Origin of the sequence: Lactobacillus nasalidis (assembly GCF_016587775.1) — a bacterium.
GTDB classification, from domain to species: Bacteria; Bacillota; Bacilli; order Lactobacillales; family Lactobacillaceae; genus Lactobacillus; species Lactobacillus nasalidis.
Genome location: NZ_BOCG01000560.1, coordinates 1 through 486, shown reverse-complemented (window position 1 = coordinate 486; position 486 = coordinate 1). Strand labels below are relative to the sequence as shown.

Here is a 486-nt window from a genome sequence, read left to right as displayed (position 1 = left end):
AAACGGCCAGGCTTCAGCCTGGCCGTTTTTTGCGTGCCGGAAAATCAGTCATTTTTTTCGCGCGGGCCGATTTCCTTGACAGGAATCTCATTGTAGCGCTGGTCGCCCTTGATCAAGTCTGGTTCCCCGTTCAAGAGCTCGGTCAGATCCGCAATGAAGGAAGCGACTTGCTCCAGGTCAAGATAGACGGAGATGGTGATGCTGACGCCGTATTCGGTGCCGGCCACGTAAATTTCGCGCTCCTTGAGGAAGTGGTCGACCTTGTCATAGCGGTTGTAGGGGATGGTAAAGATCAGCTCCTGCTGCAGGACCCGCTTGACGACGCCGATGGCCTTGGCCGCCTCGCTGACGCTGCCGGAATAGGCCCGGATGAGGCCGCCGGCGCCCAGCTTGATGCCGCCGAAATACCTGGTGACCACGACGGCCACGTTTTTCAGCTGCATGAGCTGCAGGGTCCTTAATTCGGGCACTCCGGCCGTGCCGGCC

1 protein-coding gene is annotated in these 486 nt (G+C 59.1%); it reads right to left on the bottom strand.

From position 1 onward, the window contains the following. Window positions 1-44 precede the first annotated feature (44 nt). Window positions 45-486: IMPACT family protein (locus lacNas_RS10790; RefSeq protein ID WP_201346854.1), on the bottom strand; the 442-nt coding region annotated here is incomplete at its 5' end.